Origin of the sequence: Vreelandella nanhaiensis (assembly GCF_003990185.1) — a bacterium.
Classification (GTDB): domain Bacteria; phylum Pseudomonadota; class Gammaproteobacteria; order Pseudomonadales; family Halomonadaceae; genus Vreelandella; species Vreelandella nanhaiensis.
In genome coordinates, this window is sequence record NZ_RZHF01000006.1 from 16,703 (window position 1) to 30,892 (window position 14,190).

Annotated in this window: 13 protein-coding genes; 10 read left to right on the forward strand and 3 right to left on the reverse strand. The window is 56.0% G+C overall.

Going from position 1 to position 14,190, the window contains the following annotated elements; all coding sequences use genetic code 11:
* Positions 1–7: 7 nt before the first annotated feature.
* A complete protein-coding gene (ligB, locus tag ELY38_RS05340) occupies positions 8–1,708 on the reverse strand; it encodes an NAD-dependent DNA ligase LigB (RefSeq protein ID WP_246009071.1) in 1,701 nt (566 codons plus the stop codon).
* 109 nt (positions 1,709–1,817) lie between these two features.
* On the reverse strand, positions 1,818–3,038 hold the full coding sequence (gene metK / locus ELY38_RS05345) for a methionine adenosyltransferase (RefSeq protein ID WP_127060475.1): 1,221 nt from the start codon (positions 3,036–3,038) through the stop codon (positions 1,818–1,820).
* 242 nt (positions 3,039–3,280) lie between these two features.
* Between metK and tkt the strand changes: the two genes are divergently transcribed.
* The 10 genes from tkt to ELY38_RS05395 all read left to right on the forward strand — a co-directional run bounded on the left by tkt (position 3,281) and on the right by ELY38_RS05395 (position 12,598).
* Positions 3,281–5,272: a transketolase gene (gene tkt, locus ELY38_RS05350; protein ID WP_127060476.1), complete on the forward strand. Its 1,992-nt coding sequence runs from the start codon at positions 3,281–3,283 to the stop codon at positions 5,270–5,272.
* Positions 5,273–5,275: 3 nt separating this feature from the next.
* Positions 5,276–5,629, forward strand: a complete 354-nt coding sequence (locus ELY38_RS05355) for a CidA/LrgA family protein (RefSeq protein WP_127060477.1) — start codon at positions 5,276–5,278, stop codon at positions 5,627–5,629.
* Entirely contained in the window at positions 5,619–6,341 is a 723-nt protein-coding gene (locus tag ELY38_RS05360) for an LrgB family protein (protein WP_127060478.1), read from the forward strand. The genes ELY38_RS05355 and ELY38_RS05360 overlap by 11 nt, the downstream gene beginning before the upstream one ends.
* Before the next feature lie 71 nt (positions 6,342–6,412).
* Positions 6,413–7,471: a type I glyceraldehyde-3-phosphate dehydrogenase gene (locus ELY38_RS05365; RefSeq protein ID WP_127060479.1), complete on the forward strand. Its 1,059-nt coding sequence runs from the start codon at positions 6,413–6,415 to the stop codon at positions 7,469–7,471.
* Positions 7,472–7,527: 56 nt separating this feature from the next.
* Positions 7,528–8,697 carry a phosphoglycerate kinase gene (locus ELY38_RS05370; RefSeq protein ID WP_127060480.1) on the forward strand — a complete coding sequence of 390 codons (1,170 nt, stop codon included), beginning with the start codon at positions 7,528–7,530 and terminating at the stop codon, positions 8,695–8,697.
* A gap of 65 nt (positions 8,698–8,762) precedes the next feature.
* Complete coding sequence (fba, locus tag ELY38_RS05375; RefSeq protein ID WP_126951828.1) at positions 8,763–9,827, forward strand: class II fructose-bisphosphate aldolase; 1,065 nt, start codon at positions 8,763–8,765, stop codon at positions 9,825–9,827.
* Between the two features lie 137 nt (positions 9,828–9,964).
* The gene (locus ELY38_RS05380; protein WP_127060481.1) at positions 9,965–10,315 is read left to right on the forward strand and encodes a hypothetical protein; all 351 of its coding nucleotides are present in this window, start codon (positions 9,965–9,967) and stop codon (positions 10,313–10,315) included.
* A gap of 237 nt (positions 10,316–10,552) precedes the next feature.
* The gene (locus ELY38_RS05385) at positions 10,553–11,251 is read left to right on the forward strand and encodes an HAD-IA family hydrolase (RefSeq protein ID WP_127060482.1); all 699 of its coding nucleotides are present in this window, start codon (positions 10,553–10,555) and stop codon (positions 11,249–11,251) included.
* 3 nt (positions 11,252–11,254) lie between these two features.
* Complete coding sequence (locus tag ELY38_RS05390; RefSeq protein ID WP_127060483.1) at positions 11,255–11,629, forward strand: translation initiation factor Sui1; 375 nt, start codon at positions 11,255–11,257, stop codon at positions 11,627–11,629.
* A 60-nt stretch (positions 11,630–11,689) separates the two neighbouring features.
* Positions 11,690–12,598: a nuclease-related domain-containing protein gene (locus tag ELY38_RS05395; RefSeq protein WP_127060484.1), complete on the forward strand. Its 909-nt coding sequence runs from the start codon at positions 11,690–11,692 to the stop codon at positions 12,596–12,598.
* A 7-nt stretch (positions 12,599–12,605) separates the two neighbouring features.
* On the opposite strand, the gene ELY38_RS05400 is transcribed toward ELY38_RS05395, so the two are convergent.
* On the reverse strand, positions 12,606–13,937 hold the full coding sequence (locus ELY38_RS05400) for a deoxyguanosinetriphosphate triphosphohydrolase (protein ID WP_127060485.1): 1,332 nt from the start codon (positions 13,935–13,937) through the stop codon (positions 12,606–12,608).
* Between the last annotated feature and the right edge of the window lie 253 nt (positions 13,938–14,190).

Genomic DNA, 14,190 nt, shown 5'->3' on the forward strand with positions numbered 1-14,190 from the left:
GCCAGAGCTAGAGGGTCGGCGCAAAACCTTCAACGTTAATTGCCCGAAGCTCATCGGCCATGGCCTGCACCTGATCATGGGAGAAAAAGGCATCAAGCGCCTGGGCTCTGCCGGGGCCGATACCCGGCAGAGCCTCCCAATCGCTATGTTGATAAGCGGCCAGAGTGGCCCATTCCGCCAGCACCGCATTTCCGGTGGGCGGTATACCCAGGCCTTGCAGCCACGCGCTATACGGTGCATTCCGCGCTGCCTGAAACTGCTCATAAAGCGTCTCAGAACGCACATCTCCAATACCGTGCGCTTGGCGAAGTTCGTCACGCTCAAGTGTTAGCCAATCGAGTAAATCCTGAACGAGCCCAGCTTCCAGCAATGCCTGCCAGGTACCTTCACCCACGCCCTCAAGCCCCAGCTGTTCGCCAAGAGAGGTTAGCCGCGCCAACAGCTGAGTATTGCAGCCGGGGCTATTCTGGAAACAGCTTAACGCGTGGTAGTCGGTAGCGGCGGGTGCATCAACGGGGGTTCGCTCCCGGGTTTGCCATACCACGTCATTGAGCTGTGGAATGGTCAGCCCTGCCAGCGTGATGGCTACCTGATCCCCGGGGCGTACATCCAAACGTTCCCAGCGGGCAAGCGAGCCGAGCGACACTCGGGTGATGCGCCGCCCCTCCAACTGAACCGGATAGAGCCAGAGCAGTGGTGTAATACGCCCGGTGCGTCCTACCCGGAATTCCACCCCGCGCACTTCTGCCAGTGCCTGCTGAAGCGGATATTTCCAGGCTATCGCCCACTCAGGTGGAGTGTTGGACCAGCTAGTCACATCAGGGCGCTCGGCCTGCTTGATGACAACGCCATCCGTGGCAAACGGCAGCGCACCGTTAAACCACGCCTCCCGCCAGTAGGTGGCATTAAATTCGTCATTCAATAAATGGGTGTAGGTTGCCGTATCAAACCCAAGCTCGCTCAGTTGCGTTAGCCGCTCTGCCATATCGGTCGGCCCATCCGGCCAGCCCCATACAAAGAGCCCCACCTGCGCTTGAGTTTCCTGGGAAGGAGCGGACTGCGCCATGGCCCCTGCTACGGCACTTCTCGCTCCCGTTGAAGGCTCGCGTGACTGGATATGCTCGTTTAACCGCCAATAAAGCTCGCCCTGAAGAATGGCCGAGATGGCAATGGGCAACGTATTGGGCACACCAGGCAGCGCCAGGGCTCTAGCCGTCCAATCCAGACCTGCTCGCCCATCGCCCCGACTGACCGCTTCAACCAGCTCCCCAGCCTGATAACGCAAGGTTACTGCCACACCATCCACCTTGGGTTGAATCCAGAGATTTTCCCGACGGCTGGTAAAACGTCGCACACCCGCTTCGTCGGTTTTATTAAGCCCCTGCTGCGCGGCCGGGTGTTCGCGTGTACTGCGACTGGACGTTACTCGGGTCAGCGGTTGATGGGCGGTGGGATCGTTAAGGCAGATACGCCAGCTCTCAAGCTTGGCAGCCGCCTGATCGTAGAGCGCATCATCAATCAGTGAGATGCCTTCTTCGTGATAGGCATGGTCCCACTGGGCAATTTGCGCGGCGAGCGCCTGAGTCTCGTGCTCAAGACGCTCACAGGGCCACGTGGGGCAGGCCGCCATCACCGTACCGTTCACTAGGCCGCATGCCATTAGCAGCAGTAGCCCACCTATGCGTCGTCTCCATCGTGGTGCCGCCATAACGCTTTCCCCTGGTTATTGTATGATTCAGCCTAAAGCAGGAAGCATAAAAAAACGCCCCCTGGCAGAGCCAAAGGGGCGTTCTCTTACAACCAGCCTAGCGAATGTCTTACAAACCGGCCGCTTGACGCAGCGCGTCGGCTTTGTCGATCTTCTCCCAAGGGAAGGCCGTAAAGGTTTCGGTATGCTCTTCGCCTTTATCGTCTACCCAGGTATAGCTATGCTCGAACGGTGCCCGACCAAAATGGCCGTAGGCAGCGGTCAGCTGATACATCGGGTGAAGAAGGTCGAGCATCTTGGTGATCGCGTATGGACGCAGATCGAAATGCTCGCGCACCAGCTCGACAATCTGGGCATCGTCAATCTTGCCGGTACCGAAGGTGTCGATAGACACCGAAGTCGGCTCCGCCACACCGATCGCGTAGGAGACCTGAATCTCGCACTTGTCGGCAAGCCCTGCGGCTACCACATTCTTGGCTACATAACGACCCGCGTAAGCCGCGCTGCGGTCTACCTTTGAGGGGTCCTTGCCTGAGAATGCGCCACCACCGTGGCGGGCCATGCCGCCATAGGTGTCGACGATGATCTTGCGCCCCGTCAAACCACAGTCGCCTACCGGGCCGCCAATCACGAACTTGCCGGTCGGGTTGATGTGGTATTGGGTGTTCTCGTTAAGCCACTCCGCAGGAATGACCTGCTCAATGATTTCCCGCTTGACCATTTTACGTAGGTCTTCCTGATCGATCTCAGGGTCATGCTGAGTCGATAGTACCACCGCATCAACGCCGCACGGCTGGCCCTGTTCGTTATAACGGAAAGTCACCTGGCTCTTGGCATCCGGGCGCAGCCACGGCAGCAGGCCATGTTTGCGCAGCTCGGCCTGACGTTCGACCAACCGGTGCGAGTAATGAATCGGCGCCGGCATGAACGAGTCGGTTTCATTGGTGGCATAGCCAAACATCAGACCTTGGTCGCCCGCGCCCTGATCTTCCGGCTTGGTGCGGTCAACGCCCTGGGCAATTTCTACGCTCTGCTTGCCGATCAGGTTGATGACGCCACACGTGGCGCCATCAAAGCCTACGTGAGAGGAGGTGTAACCGATCTCGGTAATCACATCACGCACCAGTGTTTCCAGATCCACCCACGCTGAGGTGGTAATCTCACCAGCAATAATCGCCACACCGGTTTTCACCATGGTTTCACAAGCAACCCGTGCCTGTTTATCCCGGGCGATAATGGCATCCAGCACCGCATCAGAAATCTGGTCGGCAATCTTATCAGGATGACCTTCGGAGACAGACTCCGAGGTAAACAGGGAATATTCGCTCATCGCGCTCTCGACCCTCTGTATGACGGCTGTGCATAAGCCACAGCATCAGCAGGAAATCACGGCAGGAGGCTCCCTGCCCATATTAGGAAGCGGCTCTGCCGCCTCGGGGGGCAGAGTCTACACGCTGTCGGCGACGCTTCCCAGAATACAATCACCAGAATTTGCCACCATATTTGCCGCCACATGGGAAGTCAGCGACAATAGCGCCTTTATAACTTCCGTTTTCAGGCGAGGAGCACCCCATGCCGTCCCGTTTTGAGCTGGCCAATGCCATTCGCGCCCTTTCCATGGATGCTGTTCAGAAGGCCAAGTCCGGCCACCCTGGCGCCCCCATGGGCATGGCTGATATTGCCGAGGTGCTTTGGAATGATCACCTCAAGCACAACCCCGAAGACCCCAAGTGGGCCGATCGTGACCGTTTTGTGCTGTCCAATGGGCATGGCTCCATGCTGCTCTACTCACTGCTCCACCTCAGTGGCTATGAGTTAAGCCTGGAACAGCTGCAGAATTTCCGCCAGCTGCACTCGCCCACCGCTGGCCACCCGGAGTTTGGCTACGCCCCAGGCATTGAAACCACTACCGGCCCCTTGGGTCAGGGTTTCGCCAATGCTGTCGGTTTTGCCATCGCCGAGAAAACCCTGGCGGCGCAGTTCAACCGCCCGGGCCACACCATTGTGGATCACCACACTTGGTGCTTCTTGGGCGACGGCTGCCTAATGGAAGGCATCTCTCACGAAGCGGCGTCACTGGCCGGCACTCAGCAGTTGGGTAAGCTGATCGCGCTTTATGACGATAACGGCATCTCAATCGATGGCGAAGTCGAAGGTTGGTTTACCGACGATACCGCCAAACGCTTTGAAGCCTACGGCTGGCACGTAGTGCCCAATGTCGATGGCCACAAGCCCGAAGAGATCCAGGCGGCCATTGAGCTTGCCAAGCAGAACGACGACAAGCCCAGTCTGATTATCTGCAAAACCATTATCGGCTTTGGCTCTCCCAACAAGCAAGGCAAAGAAGAGTCTCACGGCTCCCCGCTGGGTGAAGACGAAGTCGCACTGGCGCGCAAGCAGCTGGAGTGGCCCCATGCGCCGTTCCATATTCCTGAACCGATCTACTCTGCATGGGACGCCCGCGAAGCCGGCAAAACCCGCCAGCAGGAGTGGGAAGCACGCTTTGCCCGTTATACAGAAGCATTCCCGGTTGAAGCGCGGGAATTCAAGCGGCGTATGAAAGCCCAGCTGCCTGCTGAGCTTGCCACCGAAACAATGATCGAACAGGCCCAGGAAAAAGGCGCCAGCATCGCCACTCGTAAGGCGTCGCTTGAAGCGCTTAACGTGATTGGCCCGCAGATGCCGGAGCTTCTGGGCGGCAGTGCCGACCTCGCGCCCTCGAACCTAACGTTCTGGAAAGATGCCAAGGCTATTACCCCGGAAGATGCCAGCGGCAACTACCTGCACTATGGCGTGCGTGAGTTTGGCATGGGCGCGGTGATGAACGGTATCGCCCTGCATGGTGGCTTTGTGCCTTACGGTGCAACCTTTCTGATCTTTATGGAGTATATGCGCAACGCCGTGCGCATGGCGGCGTTGATGGGTCAGCAGGCGATCTACGTGTTTACCCATGACTCCATTGGCCTGGGTGAAGATGGCCCGACCCACCAGCCGATTGAACAGCTGACCAGCCTGCGCACCACGCCGAACCTCAACACCTGGCGCCCATGTGATGCAGTCGAAACGGCCGCTGCGTGGGATGCCGCGATCAAGCGTCATTCCGGCCCCACGGCGCTGGTGCTTTCGCGTCAGAACCTGCCGCACCAGGCACGCAACAAAGTTCAGCTGGCCTCCATTCAGCGAGGTGGTTACGTACTCAAGGACAGCGAGGGCACACCCGAGCTAATCCTGATTGCTACCGGCTCAGAAGTAGCGCTGGCCATGGACGCCGCAGCCGAACTTGAACAACAGGGCAAAGCAGTGCGCGTGGTTTCCATGCCGTCTACCTACCGCTTCAACGGCCAGGATGCCGAGTACCGTGAAAGCGTGTTGCCCAAGGCGGTGACCAAGCGTATCGCCATTGAAGCAGCCCACGCCGACTACTGGTACAAGTATGTAGGCCTAGAGGGTCGCGTGATTGGCATGACCACTTACGGCGAGTCCGCGCCCGCAGGTGAGCTGTTCAAGCACTTCGGGTTCACGGTTGAAAACATCCTCAAGCAAGCCAATGAGCTGCTTGGCTAACGGATGCCCATCCTTATTGGCTTTTTATGGCTGATTGGCTACTGGCTTATCGGTGAGGTGTTTGTCCACTTCACCGGTTTGCCTGTATCTTCGGGCGTGGTCGGCATGCTGCTTTTGAGCGTAACGCTGACCATCCGAGGACGCGTGCCTAACAGCATTGCCGCCGCTGCACAGCCACTGATTGCCCTGCTTGCCATGCTGATCATGCCCGGTGTGGTAGGCGTATTTTTTATCCTTGATGAGCTTGCCGGCCAATGGCCGGCCATTCTCTTTGCCCTGATTTTAGGCACGCTTTTGAGCGTGACAACGACCCTTTGGCTACTTAAACGCCTGATGGGAAAGCACTATGCCCGCTAATGCCCTGTTAAACACGTTAAGCGCAACGCCGCTGTTTGCCGTTGGGTTAACGCTTGCGGCGTTTTTGTTGGGCAACCTGCTTTTCAAACGCTTTAGAAAGCCCACCTGGCTACCGGCTATTCTGATCGCGTCTCTGCTGCTTGCCGCTACCCTTGCGGTAATTGGCCTGTCTTATGATACCTATCGACAGGATGCCGGCTGGCTGACCATTCTGCTGGGGCCCGCGACCGTGGCACTGGGGATGCCGCTTTATCAACAGCTGCCACATATCCGTGCGCTATGGCAGCCCCTCACCATTTGCTTGCCCATTGCCGCCACCCTAGCCGCTTGCTATGCCCTGCTGATTGCCTGGGTATTGGGCAGCTCACCGCTTATTTTGGCGTCCATTGCCGCCAAGTCCGTGACCGCTCCCATCGCGATTGGCATTACCGAGCAAATTGGCGGCTCAGTAGCGCTATTGTTGGGTGCTCTTCTGATTACCGGTGTTGCCACCGCTGCGTTTGTGGGGCTAGCCGCCCGGTTTTTAAAGATTGAGGATGAGCGCATCATCGGCTTTGCCTTGGGGCTGAACGGCCATGCCATCGGCACAGTGAGAGCTTTTGAAATCAGCCCGACTGCGGGCGCATTTGCTTCACTCGGAATGAGCCTTACCGGTATTTTTACCGCTCTCATACTGCCGCTAGCCTGGCGCCTGATAGGCGTAGATGGTTGAAATACGCTATCATCGCCAATGCGCTTAATTACCCACGGTCATTGATTCACTTTTAAGAGCCGATTTCCTACATGGCTAATTCTGCCTCTATGCACACCACGCCGACGTATCGCATTGCCATTAATGGTTATGGGCGAATTGGTCAGTGCGTACTGCGGGCGCTGGTTGAGCGCAACGACCCCACCCTTGAGGTCGTCGCCATCAATGAGCTGTCAGACTTGGCCACGATTACCTACCTGACCCGCTACGACACCACCCATGGCCGCTTTCCCGGCGATGTCGAGAATGATGGCGAAGCGCTTGTCGTCAATGGCCATCGTATTCAGGTTCTGTGCGAAAAAGACCCGCGCCAACTGCCTTGGGAAGCGCTGAATATTGACCTGGTGCTGGAGTGCTCGGGGAGTTTCAAGGACCGCGCAACCGCTGAGCAGCATCTTGCCGCAGGCGCCAGACGTCTGCTGTTTTCACAGCCAGCTGAAAACGATGTCGACGCCACAATTGTCTGGGGAATCAATCAGCACGAGCTATCGCCTTCCCAGCGAATCCTATCGGCCGCGTCGTGTACCACCAATTGTCTGGTTCCGTTATTGACCGTGCTGGATGACGCGCTGGGCCTTGAGCACGGGGTGACCACCACCATTCACTCGGCAATGAACGATCAGCCGGTGATCGATGCCTATCACCAGACCGACCTGCGCCTGACCCGCTCCGCGATGCAGTCCATCGTGCCGGTGGATACCGGCCTTGCGCGGGGTATCAGTCGGTTAATGCCTAACCTGGCCGAGCGTTTTGAATGCCTTCACGTGCGCGTGCCCACCATCAATGTTTCCGCCATGGATGCCGCACTGACGGTGCGCCGCGATACCAGCGCACAGGAGGTCAATGAACTTGTGTATCAGGCAAGCCAGACGCAGCTTGCCGGCGTGCTTGGTTTTACCGAAGCGCCCATGGCATCGATTGATTTCAACCACGACCCGCGCTCGGGCATCTTTGATGCCACGCAGACCCGCGTGGCTGGCACACGCTTGATCAAGCTCTTATGTTGGTTTGATAACGAGTGGGGGTTTGCAAACCGCATGCTCGATATTGCACAACGGCTAGCAGTAATTTCCAAACAAAACACCACCTAGCGTTGGTTACCATACCCCTATCTGTTCACCGCCTGGAAGACGAGGAAACCGCTCACATGAACGTGCAAAAAATGACAGACCTGCCTTTGGAAGGGCAACGCGTGCTGATTCGTGAAGACCTGAACGTGCCGATCAAGCACGGTAAGGTGTCTAGCGATGCGCGCCTGAAAGCGGCACTGCCTACCATCCAAGCGGCGGTGAAGGCGGGTGCCAAAGTGATGCTGATGAGTCACCTTGGCCGCCCAACCGAAGGCGAGCCTGCCGACGAATTCTCACTCGCCCCAGTGGCTGCCTACTTGAGCGACCTGCTAGGCCAGCCGGTCAACCTGGTCGAGGATTACCTTGAAACGCCGCCCGCGCTTGAAAACGGCGAGGTCGTGCTTCTCGAGAACGTGCGCTTCAACGTGGGCGAAAAGAAAGATGCAGAGCAGCTTTCCAAGCAGTACGCAGCGCTATGCGACGTGTTTGTGATGGACGCGTTTGGGACCGCCCATCGCGCCCAGGCGTCAACCCATGGCGTTGCCCGCTTTGCCCCCAGCGCCTGCGCAGGCCCACTGCTTGCCCAGGAGCTTGATGCGCTGGAAAAGGCACTGGCCAATCCGGCGCGCCCAATGGCAGCGATTGTGGGTGGCTCCAAGGTGTCCACCAAGCTCGACGTGCTCAACGCGCTTTCCGAGAAGTGTGACCAACTGATTGTAGGCGGCGGCATCGCCAACACCTTTATCGCGGCAGCGGGCTATAATGTGGGCAAATCACTTCATGAAGCTGATCTGGTTGCCCAGGCGAAAACACTAATGGGCAAAGTGTCAATTCCGCTGCCAACCGATGTCGTGGTGGCTACCGAGTTTTCAGAATCCGCCGAGGCGGTGGTTAAACCGGTTGACCAGGTAGCCGATGACGAGATGATTCTGGATATTGGGCCTGAGACTGCGGCACATCTAGCCAGCATGCTGAAAGATGCAGGCACTATTTTGTGGAATGGCCCGGTCGGCGTATTTGAAATCGACCAGTTCGGCAAAGGTACCGAAGTAATCTCTCAGGCCATTGCCGATAGTGCTGCATTTTCTATTGCTGGCGGAGGTGATACGTTGGCCGCCATCGATAAATACGCCATTGCCGATCGCGTTTCGTATATTTCAACCGGCGGCGGCGCATTCCTTGAGTACGTTGAGGGTAAGCAGTTGCCTGCCGTTGTCGCGCTCGAAGCCGCCGCCAAGCGCGGTTAATATATAAAGTATCGAACTGTAAATTTCGTACTCGCTCACACTGATAACTTAAAGAAGGTGATCCCATGGCTTTGATCAGCATGCGTCAGATGCTCGACCACGCCGCCGAATATGGCTACGGCATTCCGGCATTCAACGTTAACAACTTAGAGCAGATGCGCGCGATTATGGAAGCGGCGGACGCAACCGACTCCCCGGTCATCGTTCAAGCCTCTGCAGGTGCCCGCAAATACGCCGGCGCCCCTTTCCTGCGTCATTTGATCCTAGCCGCGGTTGAAGAGTTTCCGCATATTCCTGTGGTTATGCACCAAGACCACGGTACCAGCCCCGCCGTATGCCAGCGCTCTATTCAGCTGGGTTTCTCCTCTGTCATGATGGACGGCTCACTGGGTGAAGATGGCAAGACACCTACCGACTATGCCTATAACGTGGATGTGACTCGCCGTACGGTCGAGATGGCTCACGCCTGTGGCGTTTCCGTTGAGGGTGAGCTTGGCTGCCTGGGTAGCCTGGAAACCGGTATGGCTGGTGAAGAGGACGGCATTGGCGCGGAAGGCAAGCTGGATATGGAACAGCTTCTAACCGATCCCGAAGAGGCCGCTGAGTTTGTTAAAGCGACCCACGTGGATGCCTTGGCCATCGCCATCGGTACCAGCCACGGCGCTTACAAATTCACCAAGCCGCCGACAGGCGATACGCTGTCCATCCAGCGTATCAAGGAGATTCACGCGCGCATTCCCGACACGCATCTGGTCATGCACGGCTCCTCTTCTGTCCCCCAGGAGTGGCTTGAAGTGATCAACCAGTACGGTGGTGAAATTCCGGAAACCTACGGCGTACCGGTTGAAGAGATCGTCGAAGGCATCAAGCACGGTGTGCGCAAGGTCAACATTGATACCGACCTACGCTTGGCCTCAACCGGTGCAGTGCGCCGCTTCATGGCCCAGAACCCGTCTGAATTCGATCCGCGTAAATTCCTCAAAGAAACCGTTACAGCCATGCGCGACCTGTGCATTGCTCGCTACGAAGCGTTTGGTACCGCAGGCAACGCCAGCAAGATCAAGCCGATCAATCTTGAAGAGATGTTCAATCGCTACGAGCGTGGCGAGCTGGACCCCAAAGTTAAATAAGCCAGAACGTGACTTATATTAAAAGGCGGCCCTCTGGCCGTCTTTTTTATGAATCATGCCTATCAAGCATAAATACATATTGCATTGCAGCATAAACCGGCTAACACTGAGCAGATATTCACCTTCGGAGCCTGTTTATGAAATCTGCGATTCAACCTGCGCTAATGCCCATGTCGCCCGTTGCCATGCTTGATGTCTGGAAAGTGGGTATCATGGCAATTGAATTATGGACATCGTCCTTTTCAACCATCACCCAGCGTAACCAGCTATGGCAAACACAGCCATTTTTTAGCCCCAGAATGATGAAAGAAAATCAGCGCATGGTGACCGAAAAGCTTGAAGCCAGCATGGAGGCAGGCTTTGCCATGCAAAAGGCCTTTCTTAATATGCTAGGCGGTCAGCACGCGCCCTGGTGGGTGACCAGTCGTCAGGCCATGCAGCCTTATCACCGTCGTAGTAGCGCCAACTCAAAGCGACTGGCTCGCTAGATAGGATTCTCAAGCCGGTTAGCATAAAAACACAAAAAAACAGTGCACTAAGGGGTTGTCTGATTCTTTAATCTCCTACTCATCAACGGTGCTACAGCGTATCCCAAGAAAACAGGGGAGCTGGCGAATAAAAAATTATAAAACAGTGTTCACAAAAGCCAAAAAATCTCGTTCAATAGACGTTTGGTAGGCTTTAACCAACACTGGTAGCGTTTGAGGCGCTGCAAGGAAATCCCAATGCCGCTCCCACTTTTGTTGTTTGATTGTGATGGCACCCTCGTCGATAGTGAACCACTTCTGGCCGAAGAGATGGCCATTGGACTCAATTCCATCGGACTGCCATTCGTTCCGGCAGATTATCTAGGAGAGTTTCGTGGCGCCCGATTCCGACGCATCGTCGCTGAACTTCAACAGCGCCATGGTGATGTTGACCCTGACCAGCTCGACCGTATGGAAAGCACGATGCGGGCTAAACTTGCCAGCCGGCTCGCACAAGAGCTTACACTGATTCCAGGCGCCGGTGAGGCGCTGGCAGCGCTTGCCACTTACCCCAGCGCGGTCGTATCCAATGGTCCTGAAACCAAGATTCATACGGCACTTCAAACTACAGGGTTAAGCGACTACTTTGGTAATCGTCTGTTTAGCGGTTACACCGCTAACTGCTGGAAGCCCGAGCCCTGTCTGCATCTGCATGCCGCAAGCATCATGGGCTATAACGCATACGACTGCATCGCTATTGACGATGCGCTGGTAGGCGTTCGTGCAGCATTGGAAGCGGGCATGACGGTCATCCATTTGAATCGCTTTCCCGATGTCGAAGAGACCCCTGAAAACGCTATCATGATCAGCAATATGCATCAGCTACCTACCGTCGTTGAACGCCTTTATCGGGAAATTTGGCGTGCGCCCATGCCAAAACACTCAACTGGAGGATAAACCATGGGCTCTTTACGTGACCAACTCGGCGGCCTTGTGTATTCAACCGAGCATGGCAAAACATGCCCTGTCTGCCGTGAAGCGTTAGATGCTTGTAGCTGTGAGGAAAGCAACGAACAGGCGCGCCTTGCGACGTTAGATGGTATCGTGCGCATTCGCCGCGAAACCAGTGGACGTAAAGGCAAAGGCGTCACCACGATAAGCGGTATCCCTTTGTCTGAGGCAGAATTGAAGACACTGGCTAAAACGCTTAAAAAGCGTTGTGGTACTGGCGGGGCTGTGAAAGATGGCGTCATCGAGATTCAAGGCGATCATCGTGAGACGCTGCGCGAAGTATTAACGGCTCAAGGTTATCAGGTCAAGCTAGCAGGCGGATAACCAAACTCTTTACTATCAGGCTTACCGTTGGGGTAGGCCGCTAAAACGCAAGGCACTGCAATGGTTTGGCTGGAATACCTGCTACCGCTCATCTTTTTATTCCCCATGGCCGCGATGGGCGGCATTGTGATCGCGCTGCGCAGCCTGCACGATGCGCGTGTCCAGTCCCCTTTCGATGCGCCGCTGCGCGAACCCGGCCAAGCCTTGCGTCAGCGTCTTGATCAAGCCTTTTCGACCCTGTTTCTAAACGGAGCGCTAGGTCCCATCATTAGCTTGGCGCCGCTTGTTTACGGCATGGGACGAATGCTATTCGTCAGCCAGCAGGAGTGGGTCGAATGGGCTTTATACGGACTCTTGAGCTCTCTGCTGGTTCTGGCCTTTTCACTACTGCTGATACGTGATTACCAACGTATTCGAAGACTCAAGCTGGGGCTTGCCTGCGAACTAGCGGTAAGCCAGGAACTTGAGCGCCTAATTCGTCCTGAGGCGCATCCCTACTACGTGTTTCATGATGTGCCTACTGATAGCTTTACCATCGACCATGTGGTGGTGACACCTTACGGCGTTTTTGTGCTGGAAACTCGAGCGCGCGCACTGGCGATTGGCACAGACGGACGCGAGCTGAACCGGGTAGCCGTGGAACGCGAGCGTCTGCGTTTTCCTCACTGGCATGAGCGGCGCCCTTTACACAAAACGCGCCAGGCGGTCTGCTGGCTTACCCAGTGGCTTGAGCGGCGATGCGGCGTACCAGTGCCGGTACGTGGCGTACTGGTACTCCCTGGTTGGGAAATCGATACCACTGAATCTGCGGGTGACGTTCTGGTCGTCAGCGGCGAACAGCTTTCCAAACAGCTTACCGATTTGAAGCCGGGCACGCTGAGCGATCCTATTCATGACAAGATCATTTATCTGCTGATGGAGCGGGCCCGGCTGGTAGAGCTGCGTCACCTTCGAAAGCCTTCGGTTTAATCTGCCTTTAATCGCCGCGTAACCGTCCGCCCATTTCCTGGGCAAGATCCACTGCGTAGTGGTCGGTCATTCCACCAATAAAATCTAGCATGCGTCGATAGCTGTCATAAAGCGACCAGGAGGGTAACGGCGTGTTCTCACCGATCAGGGCCAGTACGCGCTGATGCTTGAATGACGACTGCCCGGTATGGTGCAGCTCGTGAGCCGCACCAATAAACGCCTCCAAGAGAATCCCTAGTGTCGTATAGGCGCCTATCTCTAGTTTGGCTTTACGCTCATTTTGAAAAATGCGCTCACGAGCCAACTGTTTCGCCGCTTGTACTCCCCAGCCCAGGTCTGGATGGCAAAGCTCAAGCAGATCTTCCTTTAACGTACCGCTTAATAATGCCTGCTCGTGCTGAACAAATACGGCCCCGACATCGTTAACCGCCCGCTCCATGGCTGCACCACGCAGCAAGGCAATACGCCGACGCTGGGAAACTTGGCGGCTCTGCATCTCCTCATATTCAGGTGGGAACTCCCCTGCCACCTGGCGAAGAATCTCCACGACTTCTTCGTAACGCAGAATGCCCATTTCCAGGCCATCTTCCAGATCCAGCAAGGCATAACAAATATCGTCAGCGGCCTCGACCAGCCAGGCCAAAGGATGACGACACCAGCGCTGCTCGCCTTGGGGCAACAAGCCTACCGCTTCAGCAACTTCGGTTAGCAGCGCCTGTTCAGACTGATAGCAACCGAACTTACCTGCCCGACCGCCATAGCGTACGGTCCAGGGATATTTAAGCAGCGTACCTAACGTGGCGGCCGACAACCGCATACCGCCATTGAATTGGTTATACTCAATCTGGGTAATTACCCGAAAGCCTTGAGCGTTGCCTTCGTAGGTCAACAGGTCCTCACGCTCGGCTTCAGAGAGACCATCCAGCAAGCCACTACCCTGGGCACGGCGAAACCAGTCGCGAATGGCATACTCCCCGGCATGGCCAAAGGGAGGGTTACCAATATCATGGCCCAGGCAGGCAGTTTGTACGATAACGCCTAAATCGGCAGGCGTAATCCAATCTGGCAAATGGTCATGAAGTAACTCGCCGACAATCATGCCCAGAGAACGGCCTACGCAGCCAACTTCCAGTGAGTGGGTTAGCCGCGTATGAATATGGTCATTTTCTGTTAATGGGTGTACCTGAGTTTTACGTCCCAGCCGACGAAATGAACCAGAGAATACGATTCGGTCGTGGTCTTTATGAAAGGGACTACGCCCAATTTCACGTGTATTGCTCGGGCGTTGATCGTGGAGACGACGTGGGGAGAGTAACTGGTCCCAGCGCATTTGTGTCATGGCAATCCTCCTTGAGAAGAGCATTTTGACACATATTGGGTAATTAACGTGAGGGCTGAATAGTGAAGGGCTAGATCGTGAGGTGTGAGGTGTGAGGTGTGAGGTGTGAGGTGTGAGGTGTGAGGTGTGAGGTGGACAAGGATAAGGCTCCTGCCAAGCACGTTCTATTGACGATCCACCACTCACTCCCCCACGGCTCTTTCCTAACCTTTCACCTGCTTTTCTTTCGGACACACAAAAAACCCAGCCGGGT